Source organism: Pseudomonas sp. PF05 (assembly GCF_056521845.1).
Window position 1 is genome coordinate 1050631 of record NZ_JBWLPW010000001.1, and the last position, 18618, is coordinate 1069248.

At 58.5% G+C, this 18618-nt stretch carries 17 protein-coding genes; 6 read left to right on the forward strand and 11 right to left on the reverse strand.

The window, feature by feature from the left end:
- Positions 1-28: 28 nt before the first annotated feature.
- The 3 genes from AC09SL_RS04725 to AC09SL_RS04735 all read left to right on the forward strand — a co-directional run bounded on the left by AC09SL_RS04725 (position 29) and on the right by AC09SL_RS04735 (position 4145).
- A complete protein-coding gene (locus AC09SL_RS04725) occupies positions 29-1354 on the forward strand; it encodes a dicarboxylate/amino acid:cation symporter (RefSeq protein WP_064106797.1) in 1326 nt (441 codons plus the stop codon).
- A gap of 140 nt (positions 1355-1494) precedes the next feature.
- Complete coding sequence (locus tag AC09SL_RS04730; protein WP_058542736.1) at positions 1495-2799, forward strand: CitMHS family transporter; 1305 nt, start codon at positions 1495-1497, stop codon at positions 2797-2799.
- Positions 2800-2891: 92 nt separating this feature from the next.
- A complete protein-coding gene (locus tag AC09SL_RS04735; RefSeq protein WP_058542735.1) occupies positions 2892-4145 on the forward strand; it encodes an OprD family porin in 1254 nt (417 codons plus the stop codon).
- 361 nt (positions 4146-4506) lie between these two features.
- On the opposite strand, the gene AC09SL_RS04740 is transcribed toward AC09SL_RS04735, so the two are convergent.
- The 6 genes from AC09SL_RS04740 to AC09SL_RS04765 form a co-directional block, all read right to left on the reverse strand.
- On the reverse strand, positions 4507-5430 hold the full coding sequence (locus AC09SL_RS04740) for a hypothetical protein (RefSeq protein ID WP_058542734.1): 924 nt from the start codon (positions 5428-5430) through the stop codon (positions 4507-4509).
- Positions 5430-6695, reverse strand: a complete 1266-nt coding sequence (locus AC09SL_RS04745) for an MFS transporter (RefSeq protein ID WP_058542733.1) — start codon at positions 6693-6695, stop codon at positions 5430-5432. Before AC09SL_RS04745 ends, AC09SL_RS04740 begins: the two co-directional genes overlap by 1 nt.
- A gap of 132 nt (positions 6696-6827) precedes the next feature.
- Positions 6828-7877, reverse strand: coding sequence for a type III polyketide synthase (locus tag AC09SL_RS04750; protein ID WP_058542732.1), 1050 nt, complete (start codon positions 7875-7877; stop codon positions 6828-6830).
- A 157-nt stretch (positions 7878-8034) separates the two neighbouring features.
- The gene (locus AC09SL_RS04755) at positions 8035-8475 is read right to left on the reverse strand and encodes a Zn-ribbon domain-containing OB-fold protein (RefSeq protein ID WP_014337947.1); all 441 of its coding nucleotides are present in this window, start codon (positions 8473-8475) and stop codon (positions 8035-8037) included.
- A 10-nt stretch (positions 8476-8485) separates the two neighbouring features.
- Entirely contained in the window at positions 8486-9682 is a 1197-nt protein-coding gene (locus tag AC09SL_RS04760; RefSeq protein ID WP_058542731.1) for a thiolase family protein, read from the reverse strand.
- Positions 9683-9713: 31 nt separating this feature from the next.
- Positions 9714-10796: a hydroxymethylglutaryl-CoA synthase gene (locus tag AC09SL_RS04765; RefSeq protein WP_058542730.1), complete on the reverse strand. Its 1083-nt coding sequence runs from the start codon at positions 10794-10796 to the stop codon at positions 9714-9716.
- 418 nt (positions 10797-11214) lie between these two features.
- Between AC09SL_RS04765 and AC09SL_RS04770 the strand changes: the two genes are divergently transcribed.
- Complete coding sequence (locus tag AC09SL_RS04770; protein WP_058542729.1) at positions 11215-11841, forward strand: TetR/AcrR family transcriptional regulator; 627 nt, start codon at positions 11215-11217, stop codon at positions 11839-11841.
- A gap of 19 nt (positions 11842-11860) precedes the next feature.
- On the opposite strand, the gene phlG is transcribed toward AC09SL_RS04770, so the two are convergent.
- Positions 11861-12742 (reverse strand): 2,4-diacetylphloroglucinol hydrolase, encoded by an 882-nt coding sequence (gene phlG, locus AC09SL_RS04775; RefSeq protein WP_058542728.1) that lies wholly within the window; start codon positions 12740-12742, stop codon positions 11861-11863.
- 149 nt (positions 12743-12891) lie between these two features.
- On the opposite strand from phlG, the gene AC09SL_RS04780 reads away from it, so the two are divergent.
- On the forward strand, positions 12892-13569 hold the full coding sequence (locus AC09SL_RS04780; protein ID WP_058542727.1) for a TetR/AcrR family transcriptional regulator: 678 nt from the start codon (positions 12892-12894) through the stop codon (positions 13567-13569).
- A gap of 24 nt (positions 13570-13593) precedes the next feature.
- Here AC09SL_RS04780 and AC09SL_RS04785 read toward each other — a convergent pair whose 3' ends face one another.
- From AC09SL_RS04785 to AC09SL_RS04800, 4 genes are all read right to left on the reverse strand, one after another.
- Positions 13594-14064, reverse strand: coding sequence for a DoxX family protein (locus tag AC09SL_RS04785; protein ID WP_058542726.1), 471 nt, complete (start codon positions 14062-14064; stop codon positions 13594-13596).
- Between the two features lie 100 nt (positions 14065-14164).
- The gene (locus tag AC09SL_RS04790) at positions 14165-14383 is read right to left on the reverse strand and encodes a tautomerase family protein (protein ID WP_003200762.1); all 219 of its coding nucleotides are present in this window, start codon (positions 14381-14383) and stop codon (positions 14165-14167) included.
- A 139-nt stretch (positions 14384-14522) separates the two neighbouring features.
- Complete coding sequence (locus AC09SL_RS04795) at positions 14523-16307, reverse strand: IlvD/Edd family dehydratase (RefSeq protein WP_058542725.1); 1785 nt, start codon at positions 16305-16307, stop codon at positions 14523-14525.
- 49 nt (positions 16308-16356) lie between these two features.
- Positions 16357-17538, reverse strand: a complete 1182-nt coding sequence (locus AC09SL_RS04800; RefSeq protein WP_064106799.1) for a fumarylacetoacetate hydrolase family protein — start codon at positions 17536-17538, stop codon at positions 16357-16359.
- Between the two features lie 113 nt (positions 17539-17651).
- On the opposite strand from AC09SL_RS04800, the gene AC09SL_RS04805 reads away from it, so the two are divergent.
- On the forward strand, positions 17652-18602 hold the full coding sequence (locus AC09SL_RS04805; protein ID WP_058546411.1) for a LysR family transcriptional regulator: 951 nt from the start codon (positions 17652-17654) through the stop codon (positions 18600-18602).
- Positions 18603-18618 lie beyond the last annotated feature (16 nt).

The following is an 18618-nucleotide window of genomic DNA, read 5'->3' on the forward strand; positions in this document are numbered from 1 at the left end:
GGTCGTTTGCATCAGAACAATTCTAAAAATGGGTGATGCCATGAAAGTTGTTAAATCGCTCTACTTCCAGATCATCTGCGCCGTACTGCTGGGCGTTATCGTTGGGCACTTCTGGTCGCAACAGGCGATTGCCTTGAAGCCACTGGGTGATGCCTTCATCAAGTTGATCAAGATGATGATCGCGCCGGTGGTGTTCTGCACCATTGTCACCGGCATCGCCGGCATGAGCGACAAGCGCTCGCTGGGGCGCTTGTTGAGCAAGACCATGTTGCTGTTCCTGGCGCTGACGATGATCAGCCTGGTCATCGGCCTGGTGTCGGTCTACCTGTTCAAGCCCGGTGCCGGCATGAACATCGACCCGACCCAGTTGAGCACCCAAGGATTGTCGCAGTACACCGACTCCGCCGCGAAACTGAGCGTGGTGGACTTCTTCATGCACATCATTCCCGACACCTTCATCGGCGCCTTCAATAAAGGCGAGGTGTTGCCGGTGCTGTTTATCGCGGTGCTCTGCGGTTTTGCCCTGTCGTCCTTGGGCGAGCGCGGCAAGCCGGTGCTGGAGGTCTTGGAATCAGCTTCGCACATGGTCTTCAAGATTTTCTCCTACCTGATGCGTTTCGCTCCGATCGGCGCTTTCGGGGCCTTGGCCTTCACGGTGGGGCAGTACGGCATCACGTCGTTGGGCTCACTGGCCAAGCTGATCATGACTTTGTATATCGCCTGCGCCTTCTTCGTCTTCGTAGTGCTGGGCAGCATTTGCCGCGCACATGGTTTCAGCCTGTGGAAGCTGTTGCGGTATCTGCGTGAAGAATTCCTGGTGGTGCTGGGAACGTCCTCGACCGAACCGGTGATGCCGCGGATGCTGGAGAAACTCCAGGCCCTGGGGTGCAAGAAAGGGGTAGTGGGGCTGGTGCTGCCCACAGGTTACTCGTTCAACCTCGACGGCACGGCGATCTATCTGTCGCTGGCGGCGATCTTCATTGCCCAGGCCTGCAACATCGACCTGACGCTGACCCAGGTCATTACCATGCTGGCGATCATGCTGCTGTCGTCAAAGGGGGCCGCGGGTGTGACCGGCAGCGGGTTTGTCGCCTTGGCCTCGACCCTGACGGTCATCCACGACATTCCCCTGGCGGGTCTGGCCCTGTTGATCGGGATCGACCGGTTCATGTCCGAAGCGCGGGCGTTGACCAGCCTGGCGAGCAACGCCGTCGCGACCGTGGTGATCTCCCTGTCGGAGAATGCCTGCGACCGCGAAGTCCTGCTACAGACCCTGGATGGCAAGCCCGCCCTGACGCAGACCCAGGCAACGGACCCCGCCTGGGACGGCACGAAGGTCGGCAACCACATCTAGCCGCTCACAGCTGACTCGACAGCAGCGCATCAGCTCACTCACTACCTGCGCCAGGCATATTGTTGCGTGTAGCCTGGCGGGTTGGAGGACGTGTGCCTGGATGTCAGCCAAGCTACTCATAACAACAAGAGATCTGACTTATGCTCGCTTTACTTGGCTTGGCCATGGTGGTGGTCTTCACCTTCCTGATAATGACCAAAAGGTTGTCACCGATCGTCGCCCTGACGGTGGTGCCCATCGTCTTTGCCGTGCTCGGCGGTTTTGGCGGGACCACCGGCAAGATGATGTTGGACGGCCTGAAAATGGTCGCGCCGTCGGCGGCATTGCTGTTGTTCGCGATCCTGTTTTTCGGCCTGATGATCGACGCCGGTCTGTTCGACCCGCTGATCCGCAAGATCCTCAAGCGGGTCAATGGAGACCCGATGAAGATCGCCGTGGGCACTGCGCTGCTGTCGTTGTTGGTGGCGCTGGACGGTGACGGCACGACGACTTACATGATCACTTGTGCCGCGATGTTGCCGCTGTATAAACGCATCGGCATGAACCCGATGATCCTGGCGACTGTTTCCATGCTCTCCTTGAGCATCATGAGCGGCATGACCCCTTGGGGTGGTCCGGCGACCCGTGCGATCGCAGCGCTGGGCCTGGATGCCGGTGAGTATTTCGTGCCGTTGCTGCCAACCATGATTGGTGGTGCGATGTGGGTGGTGTTCACGGCGTTCCTGTTGGGCCGTGCCGAGCGCAAGCGCATCGGCAACGTCCAGCTGCAAAGCGGTGGTGGTAATTGCTACATCAACGCGATCATGGAAGACACCCCACACAAACGTCCGAAACTGGCCTACGTCAACCTGCTGCTGGTGGTCGCGGTGATGGTCGCGCTGGTGATGGGGCTCATGCACTCGGCGATCCTGTTCCTGATCGGTTTCGTCCTGGCGCTGATGATCAACTATCCGCAGCTGGACATTCAGAAGGAACGCATTCTCGCCCACTCGGGCAACGCCATGGCCGTGGTCCTGCTGGTGTTTGCCGCGGGCATCTTCGCCGGGATTTTCTCCGGGACAAAAATGGTCGATGCGTTGGCACAGACCCTGGTGGACTGGATTCCGCCGTCCTGGGGGCATCTGTTCCCGCTGGTGGTGGCGATTACCAGCATGCCGCTGACCTTCGTATTGTCCAACGATGCCTACTACTTCGGTGTCGTGCCGATCCTGGCCAATGCCGCTGCCGCCTACGGTATTGATCCGATCGAAATTGCCCGGGCGTCCATTCTTGGCCAGCCGGTGCACCTGATGAGCCCGCTGGTGGCCTCGACCTTGTTGCTGGTGGGCATGGTCGACCGCGACCTTGGCGACTTCCAGAAAGCCACCGTCAAATGGGCGGTGCTCACGTCCGTGGTGATTACCGCACTGGCCCTGCTGACCGGGGCGCTGACGCTGTTTTCCTGATTCACCCGACACGCCTTGGTTTCCTGCCTGACACGCCCCCGCAAGCGGGCGTGCGCTGGCCTGCACGTTAAATAACAACAATGAGATTAGACATGACCACTTTGCTTATCCGCAGGGCTTTGTTTCCAATCCTGGGCTTGCTGCCCCTGGCCTCGGCCAGCGCCGAAGGTTTCATCGACGACAGCAAGCTCAAGCTGCAGTTGCGCAACGTCTATTTCAACGAAAATTTCCGCGACGAGCACGGTATGAGCCCACGGGCTGCGAGGACCGCCAAGAGTGAGCGCACCGAATGGGCCCAGGGCTTGCTGCTGGATTACCAGTCAGGTTTTACGCCGGGCACCGTTGGGTTCGGGGTTGATGCCCTGGGCCTGCTCGGGGTCAAGCTCGACTCCGGGCGTGGTCGCAGCGGCACCGGCCTGCTACCGGTGCATGACGACGGTCGCGCCGCCGACGAGTTTGCCAGCGCAGGGTTGACCGCCAAGGCCAGAGTGGCCAAGACCACGATCAAATACGGTACCTTGCTGCCCAAGAGCCCGGTGCTGGTCTACAACGATTCGCGGCTGTCGCCCCAGACATACCAAGGCACCCAGATCAGCAGCAATGATGTCGACAACCTCACCGTCACCGGCGGCCATCTGGAGCGTTTCAAGCTGCGGGATTCGAGCGACAGCATGCCCATCGTGCCCGATGGCTACGGCGGCGATAAGTCCGGTGACTTCAGCTATGCCGGCGCCGACTACAAGCTGGGCAAGCACATCCGCCTGAGCTACTTCTACGGCGAGCTGGAGAATTTCTATCGACAGAATTTTGCTGGCATCCAACATGATTTGCCCTTGGGCGCTGGGGTATTGACCAGCGACCTGCGCTACTTCAACAGCGTCGATTCGGGGTCGGCCTACGGCGGCAAGATCGACAACGACATGCTCAGCGGGTCGCTGTCCTACGCGGTTGTCGGCCACACGTTGAGCGCCGGCTACCAAACCCTCAGCGGCGAGGCGGGCCTGCCTTATGTCAGCGGTGCCACGGTGTACACCTTCAGCAACGTCGGGATCGGCAAGTTCATCGAGGAAGACGAGAAAACCTGGATGCTCGGTTACGGCTACGACTTCGCTCGCCTAGGCGTACCTGGCCTGACATTTTCCACCCGCTACCTGAGCGGCAACGACGGCAAGTCCAATACCGCCGTCAAAGAGTGGGAGCGTGACGCAGAGATCGCCTACGTGGTGCAGCAGGGCACGTTCAAGGGGCTGGGGGTGAAGCTGCGCAACTACGTCTATCGCTCGGACTTTTCCCGTGGCCGTGACAGCAACCGGATCTACTTCACCTACGACATCGCCCTCTGGTAGGTAGAGCCGTCCAGTAAAAAAGATGGACCTTTGGCCAGGGATTGCTCCCGCTCGGCACTGTAGGCGCTGGCGAAGCCTGCGATCTTTTGATCTTGATCGTTTCGCTTGCGACTCAACAGTCCTGGACAAGATCGCAGCCTCGTTGCACTCGGCAGCTAATGCAGGCGCAGCCCTGCGCGACCAAGATTCGGTGGTGCGCGATGTGAGTCGGGTTCCCAACCTCAACCGCATGGCTCAAGAGATCGGCGGGGGCATGCAGGAAATCGGCAATGCCACGGCGCAAGTGGCAATTGCAATGCTTCAGTCAACATAGTCCGGGCCTTTAACGAAATGGCCCGGATTTGTTCCATACGTTTGGGGATCAGAACTTTTTCGGCACGGGCAAGGGCCGGTCGATACAACCATGCTCAGGCGCGCGTCGTGCGGGTAGGGGGACCAGCGAAACCAATTCCTCTTCGACGATTTGATTGCTCATGGCCAATTCCAGCTCGGGGCAGTCAATGCTGAGCCAGTCACCGTGCTGGAGCGGCACGTTCGCGGTGCGATGGCTCAAGCTGTGAAACACGTAGTGAACCAGCCCAGGCTCGAGAAACTGCTCATGTTTCTCCAGGAACTCTTGCGAATATCGGCGCAAACTCTGCCAGCGATGCAAACTCATCCGATGGTGACTTGCCGTCAACGGCTGGCCGTCGCGCTCTATCTGGACATTGATGGCCAAGTCAGCCTGCAATTCCCCCACGATCAATGCCGGGGCAATCGCACAGGTGCGCAAGTGCGCATGCGTTGCAGAAATGGCATCACGGCTGTGCAATACATGATCGTGAATATCGTTGCCCAGGGTAAAACCAATGAAGCGCAGCGCGCCAAACGGGTCGACCCAATAGAGGCAGACAATGCACGGCTCGCTACTGATGCTTTGTGAATGATAAGGCACCTGCAAAGGGTCGCCGTCGGTCTTGAGCAACCGGCCGTTACCTTTGTAATACCAGGCTTGTTCTGTCTTGGCGGTACAGAGCGTGATTTCGCTGATCTGGACCAATAGATTGCTATCGGGCTTGAGCGGCGGCCGGTATTTCATCGCCGTGGGCGTAAGCGGGTAGGGCGTGGACGGCAGGTCCTTGAGATAGGACTCCCAGTCCATATTCCGATCAGCGCAATGGGCCAGGGCTTCATAAAGATTTCCCTGGGGTGGACGCACTTCACGGCTTTGGCCGGACTTGAAGTCAAATACGCCAAGGCCTCCTCGTGGCACTGGAGAGTCCAGCAACATTACATAATGGGTCATCACTTATCCTCCAGGGTCAAGCGTGCGGACAGGGGGGCGTAGTCCTTGAGTCGGCTGAAAGCCGGGTTTGCCTCTTTGAGCCATAAGGACAGCAAGCCCCCCGTGACACTTCCGGCCAGTGCCAGGAACAGTATTGCGGTGAGTCCCCACGTCATGGCGATGTAGCCGGCGAAGACAGGCGCGACGCCCCCTCCGAGAATCTCTCCACAGCCCACCACCAGGCCCGTCGCGGTGGCCAATAAACTGGGCGGCACTGACTCGCTGGTCAGTGGGCCGACCGTTATGCAGATCAGGCTGAAGTTGATAAAGGACAAGAAAAATAATTGAAGGAACAGTAGCCAGGGCAGCGGTGGGCTGATGATCAATAAACCCACCAACAGCGCGCTGATCATGAAGCAGGTGGAAACCACGGGCTTGCGACCCAGTTGGTCGGACAGGCCGGGAATGACCAACTGGCCAAAAAAACCGCCCAGGCCAATGGCAGAAATGATCATGGCCATGGAGAAGTTGCTCAGGTGCAGAATGTCTGTCAGGTAGCTGGGGAGCAGGGCACACAGAACGAACTGGCACGTCAGTATGCAAAGCATCAAGGCAATATTGAGCCGCACATTCCCGCTGGACAGGGCCGTCCTCCACTGGCTTTTGGAGGTATGTGCAATCGACGCCGTGCCGGGCATCTGGGTCGGTTGATAGGTTCTATACAGGTACCAGGCCACTAACAGGCCGGGTAACGAAATGATGGCGAATACGGCGCGCCAGGATCCGAACACTTCAAGCAGGACACCTGCCAGCAGCGGTCCGAGGCACAGGCCGATGATGGGGAACAAGGCCTGTTGAATACCTAGATTGAGTCCGCGCCGGCAAGGCTGCGAGACTTCATCGGTGACAATGATACTGACGGGAGTGAAGGCACCTTCACAGACGCCCATCAAGGCACGCAAGAGCACCAGGCCCACCAGGCTGGTGATCAATGCCGACGCACCGGCCAGCAGGGATAGCAAGGTGATCGACAGCACCAGCAACTTCTTGGGGCCCAGTACCTTGATGGCGGCGCCCATGAACAAAGCTGAGCCTCCCCATGCAAATGCCAGGATGGCCGACAACATGCTCAAGTCCTGATAGTCCAGGGCCAAGTCATGCATGATCACCGGGAACAGTGGCATGATAATGAACCTGTCCAGTCCTACCAGCCCGAAGCTCAGCGATAGAAGCGTGATCATGCGTCTTTCATAGCCGCCCCAAGGTCGAGCGACCAGATACTTCATCTCCATGTTCCTTCCCCTTCTTTCCCTAGCGCTTTCGAAGCCCTCTCGAACGAGGTGAACGCCTGCGATCCATACTCCGGCAGCCAGGGGCGGGTGTGCCCCTGGCTGGGTGCCGGTGTTTTATCGGGTTTGTCAGGCGACCCAAGTGCCCGCGGCCATTTCAGCGGTGAAACCGGGGCCGAAGGCCGCCAGCATGCCCGTCGCGCCATCGACAAGCCCGCTGTCAAACTGGCGCTTGAGCACATCGAAGACCACCACGCTGGCGATGTTCCCGGCTTCACTCAAACTGTCGCGAGACTGCGCGACCCGGCCCGCTTCCAGGTCCAGTTGCAGGACCAGTTCATCAAGAATTTTCCGTCCGCCGGTATGGAAGATGAAAAAGTCATTTTGAGCGCAATGTTGATTGAAGGTCTCGTAGTTCAATTCCTCCATCATCGGTGCGACATCTTTAATGGAGTTCATCACAGCCTTGTCCAGGGTAAAGTGAAAGCCACTGTCTTTAACGTCGTATTTAATGTAGTGCTCGCTGTCTGGCAGGAAGTAAGACCCGGTCTTGGCGATCTTGAAACCAGGCGCCTGGTCATCGGCGCGCATGACGCAGGCCGATACGGCATCGCCGAATAACGCCGCCGATATGAACGCGTGCAACTTGGTGTCCTGGGGTTGATAGCAGAGCGACGAAAACTCCAGGGAGACGATAAGAACATGGTTGTCCGGCGCCCGGCTGGCAAAATCATTGGCACGATTGATCGCCGCAGCGCCTGCTACACAGCCCAATTGCGCGATGGGCAGTTGTACGGTCGACGTTCGCAGGCCCAGGTCATTGATCAAGTGGGCCGTCAGCGAAGGCATCATGAAACCCGTGCACGATGTCACGGCGACCATGCGAATGTCGTCGATAGTCAGCCCGGCGTTCTCAATGGCTTGGCGCGCCGCGATGGATGACATGCGGCGGGCTTCGCGCTCATAAACGATGCTGCGGTGGGTGAAGCCGGTATGCACCGCCAGTTCATCGATAGGCAGGACCAGGTGCCGTTCGTTCACCTGTGTGTTTTGAATCATTCGTTTGGCAAGTGCCATTCGTGGGTGATCATCATGCAACTGCTCTAGATGCTCGATCATTTGTTGCTGGGTGATCTTGTATTGCGGAAACAACAGACTGGGTTTGCAAAGAGTAGACATGACAAGTCCTCGGCTAGAAGCCAATAAAGTTAGAAGCACATTTAAGGCAATGACTGCAAAGCAGGACTCTGAAAGGCAGAATCAAAGCAGCGGGCTGGAGAGCCAAAAAACTTGACTGTTGTTATCGAAAGAGCGGGGTGTAGCGCACGCCTGTTTGTTATTTCACCAATACAAACTTATAGGCATATTGCCAGGCCAAGTTGCTTTCCCGGACATGTTTGCGAATAACCATGCGCACGGGCGCACCGCTGACGACTTGCCGGGGATCGATGACATCAACGATTTCCGAGGCAATCACCAGGCCATCATCCAGACGCACCATCGCCATGAAGCGGGGCACGGTTTCGCCATAGCCCATGGCTGCCAGTATCGGATTCTCGGCATGGGCGCTGACTTGGATGGTGCCGGTGCGTGCGCAGCGATACGGTTCTACATTCAACGAATTGCACGCGCCGCAGACGGTGCGCCGTGGGAAGAAAATTTCTTCGCAATCCTGGCAGCGACTGCCTTCGAGACGGTATTTGCCGCCATGCTCGCGCCATTCGCGCAACATGCTGGCGGTGGTCATGCGGTGAATCTGTTCAGGGTAAAGGGACATGGTCGGCTCCTTAATCGTTGGAAAGCACAATGACACTGTTGTGCGCGGCGTAACCGCCCAGGTTTTGCGAGACACCGATACGGGCGCCTTTGACTTGGTTGTTGGACTCGCCGCGAAGCTGTCGGAACAATTCAGTAATGTGCAAAATCCCATCGCAACCGGAGGCGTGGCCGCGTCCGATATTGCCGCCGTCAGTGTTCAGGGGAAGTTGCCCATCAAGGGCGATACCGCCTTCCAATACAAAGTCGCCTGCCTGGCCTGGACCACATACGCCCATGGACTCCATTTGAATCAACCCGGCGCCCAGCAAGTCATAGACTTGCGCCACGTCGATATCCTTTGCGGTGATACCGGCTTTTTTGTAGGCGATTTCGGCGCAGGCCATCGAGTTGGCGGAAACCGCCATGCCTACATCTTTTGGCAGCCCCGGAAATTGCAACGTCGGGTTGTGGTAGCGCGTGCCGAAATAGTGCGATACGCCGGTGTAGGCACAGCCACGGATAAATACCGGTTGGGTCGTGTAACGGTGCACAAGGTGTTCGGCGACCAGGATGGCGCAGCCGCTGGCTTCACCCCAGGCCAACATCGAGCCGCATGCTTCGCTGCTCTTGAGTGTTTCGAGGGACGGAATCGGCACGCCATAACGGGTAGCCGTGGGGGTGTTATGGGCATAGATACGCATCTGCCGCCCAAAAGTCGCCAATACATCCGCTTCGCGTCCTGCATAACCGAACTTTTCAAAATATTCGGCGGTCGCCAGGGCGAAGGCGTCTGTGTGTGAGATGCCTAGAAAATAATCGTATTCACATTCAGTGCTGGAGCCAATGTATTCGGCATAGTTGATGTGGTCGGTCATTTTTTCAAAGCCGCCGCACAGGACGATGTCGTATTCACCGGAGGCGACCATTTGATGAGCCATCTGGAAAGACACCGAACTGCTGGTGCAGTTGGCCGTACTCATGAACGTGGGGGCAGGGCTGATACCCAAGGCATCGGAAATGGTCGGGCCCAGGCCTCCGTATTCGGAAATGCCTTCACCGTGGTAACCATAGGCAACTGCCTGGAGTTCGCGCGGATGCATCTTGATGGCGTTGAGTGCTTGGTAGGCGGACTCGACGATCATCTCCTTGAAAGTCTGACGAACCCTGGAACTGCCCGGTTTAGGGGTATAGGCAGCCGAAACGATAGCGACGCGTCGTGCGCACATAAGAAGGTGCTCCTTGCTAGATGGATTGGAATCAGAGATAGGCCGTCAGGGCATAGTCAGGCCGCAAGTATTTGAACTCGTACTTGATCGACGTCCCGTAATCCACGTAGTACTTATCCTCCAGCAGCGTGCGCAGCGGAACGTTGGTCTTTTGATAGGCTTCGATGGCGTCGGTGACGGTCAAGGCAATGGCATCGCTGCCCGCACCAAACCCATAGGAAACCACCAGGATTCTTTCACCGGGACGCGCTTGATCGAGGACGTTGACCAAGCCCAGCAAAGGGCTCGCTGCCCCAGCATCACCGACACTCTGGGCATAGATGCCAGGTTCGATTTGCGCCGTTGTGAATCCCAGGTGCTTGCCAAGAGAGTAGGGGGTCGACACCAGGTTTTGCTGGAAGACGACATAATCGAAATCACCGGCCTGCGCATGGATCTTGGCCATCAATCCCGAGGCGGCACGACGAGTCTGGTCTTCAAGGCCGATGCTGTTCTTGTCCGAGCCCAGTCCCATTCCTGACCGGATATAGCGATCCCCCTGAGGCCTGATGTTGTCAGCGACATCTGCTGCGCAAGAAAAACTTGCGTCAAAATGCGCGATCACATTTTCTGTACCCAACAGCAGGGCAGCGGCCCCCGCTCCGGCATAGGATTCTGTCAAATCACCGGGGGCGGTGTTGCGGTTGATCGTATCGGCGCCCACCGCCAAAGCGTTGCCCACCATGCCCGATGCCACCAGGGCGTATGCAATCTGCAGGGCGCTGGTGCCTGATTTGCCGGCAAACTGCACGTCTGCGCAAAAGGCGTCGTAGCCGCAGCCGAGCATTTCCAGGATGATCGCGGCCGAGGCCCGGGAGTCATAAGGATTGGTGCAGGTGCCAAGATAAAGCGCTTCAAGGGGACAAGGCGGCGCTTTGTCCAGCGCGCGTTGGGCGGCGAGCACGCCCAAGGTGATGACGTCTTCGTCAGGTTGCAGCACAGCCCTTTCAAGAACGCCCAATTGACCCTTTACCAAGCTCAGATCGGTGTTTTTCCACACCTGGATCACGTCGTCCACCTTGAGCCGGCAGACCGGGATGCCCGCGCCGTAACTCACAATTCCTACTTTATTCATGTGTACTTCCTCCAGATTCCGTTCTTTCACCCGCTGGCGGAAAGCCGTGACAGGTGCATGAAATATTTAGAAACTATCTATTGGTGCTCGCAAAGTGATACTGGCGGTCCTATGCCCCGTAAATCGGCGGGTTCAAGAGGCAGAACCTGCCGGTTAACCTGTGAACAATAGGTTTATTTCCGTCCAATCATTATGTATGATACGAAACGTGCCGTATCGTTAAGGTCGCGTTAAAAATTTATGAATTTCCTTCTCCGATTTCCCTACATGGAGGCAATAAGCGCTCAAGAGACCCGCTGCTAAGCAGAAGCTGAGATCTAATAAACATACAAAACGAAACGATCCGTTTCATTGCTTTTCGAGAGAATCCTATACCTTGAGTCTCTTTTGTCAAGCGCCATATTGGAGATTTTGATTTATGGCCCGTAAACCATCTCGGAGCTCCATTGGCTCATTGAGGAGCCCTCACACGCACAAAGCGATCATTATTTCTGCCATAGAAACACTCAAGGAGTGCGGTTATTCGGGGTTGAGCATCGAGGCTGTGGCCCGCCGTGCTGGCGCCAGTAAACCGACAATCTACCGATGGTGGGGTAACAAGGCAGCCTTGATCGCCGAGGTCTACGAGAGCGAAAGCGAGCAGATTCGAAAAGAGCCTGATAAAGGCTCCTTCAAGGAGAACCTCAATTTCTTGCTGCTCAATCTCTGGAAGGTCTGGCGAGAAACGATTTGCGGGGAGGCTTTTCGGTGTGTCATTGCTGAGGCCCAACTCGATCCCAGCACGCTGCCCAAACTGAAAGACGAATTCATGGAACGACGTAGGGAGTTGCCTCGCAAGCTGGTGGAAAATGCCATTCAGCAAGGCGAGTTGCCCAAGGATACGTCGCGTGAATTGCTCCTGGACATGATCTTCGGGTTTTGCTGGTACCGGCTGTTGACCGAGCAGTTGGAGGTGGAAGCGGATATCAATGAATTCACGACACTTCTGATGAACGGGGTACTGCGCACGAATTCGGCAGCGGTTCAGGGCGCCGCCGAAGCCTGATTATCGGGTGGGGTTGTCCTTACTTTGCGCCACTGAATTGTGCATGAAGGCTCGGCAGGATGCTGGCCAGGTGGTTGAACTCACACAAGTCATGCACTGCAAATTCATAAGCCAGGGTTTCCAGCTCCACTTCCCCCAGACCGTTTTCTTCCAGTAGCTGAGCGGCTCGCTCGGCGCCTGGAAAACGCTGCATGGCAGGGTGGCTGCCGACCCAGTAACGGCTCGTCAGGTACAAACCCTCCGGGCATTCCTTGAACAAGTGCGCCATCAATGACACTGGCACTTGCGGTTCGTGGGCCAGGCTCATCAAGGCGCTGACGCTGCCGTCTATGTTGGATTCGCGGTACAGGTCCGGACAGAAGCCCAGCTCGCAGGGGTCCCTGAAATCGATGTGCAGGTGCATGAGGCGGTCACCGACGTACTCAGAGGCGCAAAAGGTATTGCCATATAAACGCTCCTCGAAGCTCAGGGTATTGTCGAGAAGGCGTTCGTGATGAACGCAGGGATTTTCCACATGGGCATAAGGAAACCACAGGGTGTAGCGTTCAGCCTCCAGTGGGTGCCACATGAACCACCACTTGAGCATCTCGGCTGTGCAGTTGGGGAAAAACTTGCGACTTTGCACGTAGGCCATCGGCCCTGGCAGCAGGGCGTAACCGGCCTCTTCGCTAATGAAATCGGCGGCGAGCATGCGGTTAAGGTCTTCAATGCTGGGCGTCAAGGTGTCAGCCAGGGGCATGGGGCCTTGCTGTATTTTTTCGACGGCACTGAGCGGCACGCTGATCTTGGAGCGGAAAAAGTCGGCGTAGGGTTTGCCTTGGATGGCCCGCTGATTGGCCAGGAACTGCTTCTGCATTGGCAATGAGAAGTAGGTGAAAGGTGTCATTACGCGCGCTTCCATGACGGTATTTCCTTGGTAGTGCGTGAAAAGCCCGCAGCATCGGCTGCAAAGTCCTCACGTGGTGTTGTAAAGGGGACAATGACGGGACCAAAATAGGTAGGCTGAAATAAAAAGTCAAATTTGAATTAGAACTATAAAGAGATGAGCTCATGGACAATGCCATTGGCAAGCCTTCCCTGCCTCGCGCTTCGCGGCTCGATGGGCAGGCAACGCGGTTGCAGATTCTGGAAAAAGCGGGTGAGCTGTTTGCCGAACAGGGCTTGGCCAACACCACCAGCAAGCAGATTTGCGAACGTTCGCAAGCCAACAGTGCGGCGGTGAATTACCACTTCGTAAACAAAGAGGGCCTGTACCGCGCGGTATTGCTCGAAGCCCACGCTCGGTTGGTGCGGATGGAAACACTGGTTTCGCTTAACGAGCGGCCAGGTACACCGCAAGACAAATTGCGTGCGCTCATCACCGTGTTGGTCGAACGCCTGCACGACCATCCGGATGGCTGGGCGCTGAAAGTGCTCACGCGCGAAGTGCTTTCGCCTTCTCCCGAGTTTGAGGTGGTGCTCAAGGAGCAGTCGTTTCCCAAGGCGCACATCCTGCGTGGGTTGCTTGGACAAATCATGAATTTGCCTGCGGATCACCCGACAACGTTGCGCAGCGCCATCAGCGTTTTCGCCCCCTGTCTTTTTTTGCTGATAGCCCATCAGCCGTTAAAACAGCATGTACTGCAAGGCTTGAATCTCGAGCCGCAGGGTTTGATAGATCACATGATGAGTTATGCCCTTGGTGGGCTCCAGGCCGTGGCGGCGACTGCGCACGATGCTACGAACTGACGCGCAATCCACTGTTATCAGGGTTTACCGCTGGCGCGTGTCCAATGAGTAGGCACCGCCGCCGCGCGCGACGATGTAGAGGGCAAGAAATCCCATCAGCACAGGAAACTCGATGCCTCGATCTATCCAGGGCCAGGTCGGTCCCAGTGCGTAGCTGATTGCGACCATCTCAATGGCAATCAGCAGTGCGACGAGTCGCGTGCCAAGCCCCATCGCCAGCATGAGCGCACCGACTGTCTCCAGGAGCATGACCAGGAAGGCAAGCTGCGCAGCCAAAGGCAGCCCCATCACGTTCTGGATGAGGTTGATCGACGCGGTCATTGGATCAGCCATCGATCCATGGGCGGTGCGCAGAACCTTCGGCAAGCCGTGGGTAAACAGGACCCCGGCGAAGACGATCCGCAGCATGGCGTACAGGTAAGGTTCCAAGCGGGCGACTCGTGCAGTCACCGTGGCCACCGCGCAGCGCAGTGATGGTAGATCTTGAGTTGTCATGGGAAATCCCTGGCAGGGTTGCGTGAAGCGCTGATGCATGACGTCGATAGCGACCCCGACACGGTACGAGGTCGATACACCTCTGAATGCTCCAAAGGCACTATTGTCCTTTGGCGGGCAGCCCCATCTTCGCCAGTGTCAACGTTTCATCGGCGCGCCCCCAGCCGCCGTCTGCAACCTCTTCGACCAGGACCATAGTGAACGGACGGACCCCCTCGCCAAAGTACTCGACGAACATTTCCGTGGTGCGATGGATGATCTCTTCCTTGCGGGCGTGGTCCAGGATTCCTTCGGGGAATTTGTAGTTGGCAAATGGCATGGATCTACTCCGTGGGTGTGAGAAAGATGCGGTAGGGAAAATGACCCCTGGCGCGCATCTTTGCCCTTTAGGCCCATGGAATAAATCCCTCTGGATTGTCATCAGCATTCAACACGCGCGAACAATCGGCGGCCTGGACTCAGTGCGAGTGACGCGGCTCACCGCTGCGGGCGATCACGCGCAAATGTAACGTCGCCGGCTCCAGGCAGCCCCCCGTGGACAGTTGCCCCACCAGTTGCCGGTACAGCTCCTGCCAGGGTGTTTGCGAAGGCGGGATGTTCGGCGTCCATTCGTGTCGGCGCTGGGCCATCTCGGCGTCGTCGATCAGCAGGTTCACGGTGCGGGTGTTCAGGTCCACTTTCAGCCGGTCGTTGGTTTTCAGCAACGCCAGGCCGCCGCCCACCGCCGCTTCCGGGGACATGTTGAGGATCGATGGGCTCGCTGATGTGCCGCTCTGGCGCCCGTCGCCCAGGCAGGGCAGGGAGTCGATGCCTTGTTTGATCAGCGCGGCCGGAGGGGCCATGTTCACCACTTCGGCGCTGCCGGGGTAGCCCACGGTGCCAACGCCACGGATCACCAGGATGCAGCGCTCGTCGATGTCCAGCGCCGGGTCGTCGATCCGCGCGTGGTAGTCCTCCGGTCCTTCGAACACGATGGCTCGGGCCTCAAAGCTATTTTCGGCGCCGGGCTCGGACAGGTAGGTCTTGCGAAACGCTTCGCCCACCACCGACATCTTCATGATCGCGCTGTCGAAGAAGTTGCCGCTGAGCACGATGAAGCCAGCCCGGTGCTTGAGCGGGGTGTCGAAGGGATGGATCACGTCGGTGTTGCTGGTCAGGCTGTTGCTGACGATTTCGCCGATGGTCTTGCCGCTGACCGTGGCGCAGTCTTCATGCAGGCGCCCGGCTTTTTGCAGTTCATGCATGAGCGAGGGCACGCCTCCGGCCCGATGGAAACCTTCGCCCAGGTACTTGCCCGCCGGCATGCAATTGACCAGCAGCGGCACATCCTCGCCAATCCGTTGCCAATCCTCCAGGCTCATCTCGACGCCCATGTGCCGGGCGATGGCGATCAGGTGCGGCGGGCAGTTGCTTGAGGCGCCCAAGGCCGAGGCGACGGCGATGGCGTTCTCGAAGGCCTGGCGGGTCATGATTTGTGATGGGCGTATGTCTTGCAGCACCAGCTCGCAGATGCGCTTGCCGGTGGCATAAGCCATTTGCCCGCGCTCGCGATAGGGGGCCGGAATGCTCGCGCAACCGGGCAGCGACATGCCCAGGGCTTCGGCCAGGGCGTTCATCGACAAGGCGGTGCCCATGGTGTTGCAGTGACCCACCGATGGCGATGCCGCGGTGGTCATTTCCATGAAGCCCTCGTAGTCGATCTCGCCGGCGGCCATCAGGTTGCGCGCATGCCAGAGCACAGTGCCCGAGCCGATCAGTTCGCCCTTGTGGTGGCCGTCGAGCATCGGCCCGCCGGACAGGACAATGGCCGGCAGATCGGTGGTCGCCGCAGCCATCAGGCAGGCCGGGGTGGTCTTGTCGCAGCCGGTGGTGAGCACCACGCCGTCCAATGGGTAACCGTGAAGAATCTCCACCAGCCCCAGGTATGCCAGGTTGCGGTCCAGGGCGGCAGTGGGACGGCGCGACTGTTCGGCGATCGGGTGCACCGGGAATTCCATGGGAATGCCACCGGCATCACGGATGCCGGCCTTGACCCGCTGTGCCAGTTCCAGGTGATGACGGTTGCAGGGGGTCAGGTCGCTGCCGGTCTGGGCGATGCCGATGATCGGGCGTCCCGATTGCAGCTCTTCGCGGGTCATCCCGTAGTTCATGTAGCGTTCGACATACAGGGCGGTCATGTCCGCGTGGGCAGGGTCATTGAACCATTGCTCGCTGCGCAGGCGGCGTTTTGGCGTGTCACTCATGATTCATTTCTCTCTTGTAATTGGATGAATCGGTCACGGTCGTGGTGTTTTAGCGGTCCAGCAGTCCTCGGGCGGCTAGGTTACGCAGCAAGGCGCTGACCCCAAAGGTCCAGGGGGCGGCATCGCAGCTGTGGGTCACCTGGTTATGCAGGCTGCCGAGCAACGGGCTGCTGATGCTGACCACGTCACCGTGTTTGTGGGTGAAACCGCTGCCGGCATGGTCACGGTCTTCGGTGGGGGCGAACAGGGTACCGAGAAACAGCACAAAACCATCCGGGTATTGGTGATTGGCGTTGAGCGTCTGGCCCGCCAGGTCCTGCGGGTCGCGGCTGATCTGGTTCATGGAGCTGGAACCGTGCAGGCGGTAGCCATCTTCGCCATCTACCTGGAGGTCGACCACGCAGGCGCGTACATCATCCAGGCTGAAGTGTTCGTCAAACAGGCGAATGAACGGCCCGATGGCGCAGGAGGCGTTATTGTCCTTGGCCTTGCTCAGCAGCAGCGCGCTGCGACCTTCGAAATCCCGCAGGTTGACGTCGTTGCCCAGCGTGGCGCCGAGGATCTGGCCGCGGCTGTTCACGGCCAGCACCACTTCGGGCTCCGGGTTGTTCCATTGCGAGCCTGGATGAATGCCGATGCGGCTGCCGCTGCCCACGGCGGCCAGGACCGGTGCCTTGGTGAAGATTTCTGCATCCGGGCCGATGCCCACTTCCAAGTACTGCGACCACATGCCTTGTTCGATGAGCAAGGCCTTCAGGCGCATGGCTTGCTCGGAACCCGGCACGATCGCGCGCAGGTTGTCGCCGATCACGCTGTGCACCGTGGCGCGTACGGCTTCGGCCTTCGCTGCATCGCCGCCGGTTTGTTCCTCGATCACACGTTCGATCATGCTGGCGGCGAAGGTCACGCCGGCGGCCTTGATTACTTGCAGGTCCAGTGGCGGCAACAGCGACGGTTTGCTCGGGTCGGCATCAGGGCCGGTGTTGGCCAGCAGGGTTTGGACACTGGCGATGAAGGTGCCGGGCGTCTGTCGCACGGCGGCCAGCGGCGATTCGGTTTCCAGTAAATCGCTCAATGTCGCAAAACGATCCGAGAGATCGAACACACCGTCGCTGCGCAACGCAATGGGCGAAGGCCCGGCGATTCGGCCTGGCACCCAGGCACGACCAATCAGGGTGCCGGCCACGCCATCGACGGGCAGGGTGTTCTCGGGAGTAAGCGGTAGCGACATGGCAAGTCTTCCTGTTGGTAAAGCCTTCACGCTAGGGTGGCCGCTCGATAAACTCCAATGAGATATATTCAGTATTTGATAACGTCGGGTTATCGCCGGCCTGAGGAATTGCCATGTCAGATCTGTCCTTCTCCAGCTTCTGTGGCTGGCTCAAATTCCGCCATTTGCTGCTGATCGACACCTTGGGGCGCACCCGCAACATGCACTTGGCGGCGCAGCAGATGAACCTCAGCCAGCCGGCCATCAGCAAGATGCTCAAGGAAATCGAAAGCCTGCTCGGCTTTGCCCTGTTCGAACGGCTGCCACGGAGCATGCCGCCCACGGCCTTGGGCGAGCACGTACTGCGGTACGCGCAGATTGCCTTGAATGATGCGCGCTCGTTCGTCGAACAAATCAGCAGCTTGCGCGAAGGGGGCCACGGCTTTCTCAAGGTCGGTGGGATCTTCGCCGCCACTGCAGTGGCCTTGCCTGAGGCGATCCTGCAGATCAAGCAGCGCTGGCCGTTGCTGTCGATTGAAGTGGTGGAGCAGACCAGCAACCACCTGATGGAGATGCTTGAAGAGAAGACGCTCGACCTGGCGGTGGCCCGTTTTACCGATCAAAGCCAGCAGCAGCGCTATGATTTCCAACCGTTGGCCCCGGAACCGTTCTGCATCGTGGTCAACCATTGCCATCCATTGGCCGGCGCGGGCCCGGTCTCCTTGCAGCAACTGGTGGACTTGCCGTGGATTCTCTATCCGGTCGGCACGCCGATTCGCGCACGCATGGAGCTGGCCTTCGCCGAGGCCGGGGTGGGAATGCCGCGCAACACCATCGACACCATTTCCATGCAGACCTTCCTCCAGGTGCTGCAACGCGGGCCCATGATCGGCATGCTGCCCAATGCGATGGTCGATCCGCTGCTCGAAAGCGGTCAACTCAAGACCCTCGACACCCCGCTGCGCCTGGTGCCGCAGGACTACGGCATCCTCACGCGCAAGGATGAGCCCTTGGTGGGTGCGGCGCTGGAGTTCGCCGAGATCCTCAAGGACAACGCCCGCCTGGCCGCCATGCAGCCTGCTTAAGGGCAGTATGAATCTG

Coding starts and splice junctions, on each gene's coding strand:
- AC09SL_RS04725 (WP_064106797.1), top strand. CDS start 29: ATGGGTGATGCCATGAAAGTTGTTAAATCGCTCTACTTCCAGATCATC.
- AC09SL_RS04730 (WP_058542736.1), top strand. CDS start 1,495: ATGCTCGCTTTACTTGGCTTGGCCATGGTGGTGGTCTTCACCTTCCTG.
- AC09SL_RS04735 (WP_058542735.1), top strand. CDS start 2,892: ATGACCACTTTGCTTATCCGCAGGGCTTTGTTTCCAATCCTGGGCTTG.
- AC09SL_RS04740 (WP_058542734.1), bottom strand. CDS start 5,430: ATGACCCATTATGTAATGTTGCTGGACTCTCCAGTGCCACGAGGAGGC.
- AC09SL_RS04745 (WP_058542733.1), bottom strand. CDS start 6,695: ATGAAGTATCTGGTCGCTCGACCTTGGGGCGGCTATGAAAGACGCATG.
- AC09SL_RS04750 (WP_058542732.1), bottom strand. CDS start 7,877: ATGTCTACTCTTTGCAAACCCAGTCTGTTGTTTCCGCAATACAAGATC.
- AC09SL_RS04755 (WP_014337947.1), bottom strand. CDS start 8,475: ATGTCCCTTTACCCTGAACAGATTCACCGCATGACCACCGCCAGCATG.
- AC09SL_RS04760 (WP_058542731.1), bottom strand. CDS start 9,682: ATGTGCGCACGACGCGTCGCTATCGTTTCGGCTGCCTATACCCCTAAA.
- AC09SL_RS04765 (WP_058542730.1), bottom strand. CDS start 10,796: ATGAATAAAGTAGGAATTGTGAGTTACGGCGCGGGCATCCCGGTCTGC.
- AC09SL_RS04770 (WP_058542729.1), top strand. CDS start 11,215: ATGGCCCGTAAACCATCTCGGAGCTCCATTGGCTCATTGAGGAGCCCT.
- phlG (WP_058542728.1), bottom strand. CDS start 12,742: ATGGAAGCGCGCGTAATGACACCTTTCACCTACTTCTCATTGCCAATG.
- AC09SL_RS04780 (WP_058542727.1), top strand. CDS start 12,892: ATGGACAATGCCATTGGCAAGCCTTCCCTGCCTCGCGCTTCGCGGCTC.
- AC09SL_RS04785 (WP_058542726.1), bottom strand. CDS start 14,064: ATGACAACTCAAGATCTACCATCACTGCGCTGCGCGGTGGCCACGGTG.
- AC09SL_RS04790 (WP_003200762.1), bottom strand. CDS start 14,383: ATGCCATTTGCCAACTACAAATTCCCCGAAGGAATCCTGGACCACGCC.
- AC09SL_RS04795 (WP_058542725.1), bottom strand. CDS start 16,307: ATGAGTGACACGCCAAAACGCCGCCTGCGCAGCGAGCAATGGTTCAAT.
- AC09SL_RS04800 (WP_064106799.1), bottom strand. CDS start 17,538: ATGTCGCTACCGCTTACTCCCGAGAACACCCTGCCCGTCGATGGCGTG.
- AC09SL_RS04805 (WP_058546411.1), top strand. CDS start 17,652: ATGTCAGATCTGTCCTTCTCCAGCTTCTGTGGCTGGCTCAAATTCCGC.